This window comes from Kluyvera sp. EC_51 (assembly GCF_019584505.1).
Classification (GTDB): Bacteria; Pseudomonadota; Gammaproteobacteria; order Enterobacterales; family Enterobacteriaceae; genus Kluyvera; species Kluyvera sichuanensis.
The window spans coordinates 1-432 of sequence record NZ_VDAG01000074.1 but is presented as its reverse complement, the minus strand read 5'-3'; the positions used below and the strand labels follow the sequence as shown (position 1 = coordinate 432).

The window sequence follows — 432 nt, the reverse complement described above, 5'->3', positions numbered from 1 at the left end:
GATAACCCAGCCGCAGCCCAGCGGAGCCAGACCGAATTTATGGCCTGAAGCACTGATCGATTTCACACGCGGCAGGCGGAAGTCCCAGACGATATCCGGGGCGACGAACGGTGCCAGGAAGCCACCGCTGGCAGCGTCGATGTGCATGTCGATGTCGATACCGGTGTCGGCCTGGAATTTATCCAGCGCATCGTGCAGCGGTTGTGGGAACTCATAGTTACCAGTGTAGGTCACGCCGAAAGTCGGCACCACGCCGATGGTGTTTTCGTCACAGGCTTCAATCATGCGTTTCGGGTCCATAAACAACTGACCGGGGCGCATAGGGATCTCACGCAGCTCCACATCCCAGTAGCGGGCGAATTTATGCCAGCAGATTTGTACCGGACCGCACACCAGGTTTGGTTTATCCGTTGGTTTGCCTGCAGCTTCCAT

At 57.2% G+C, this 432-nt stretch carries 1 protein-coding gene; it reads right to left on the bottom strand.

Features of this window, described 5'->3' with window-relative positions; genetic code table 11:
* The coding region (locus FHC49_RS13150) for a pyridoxal-dependent decarboxylase (protein ID WP_255581362.1) at positions 1-432 on the bottom strand (432 nt) is incomplete at both ends.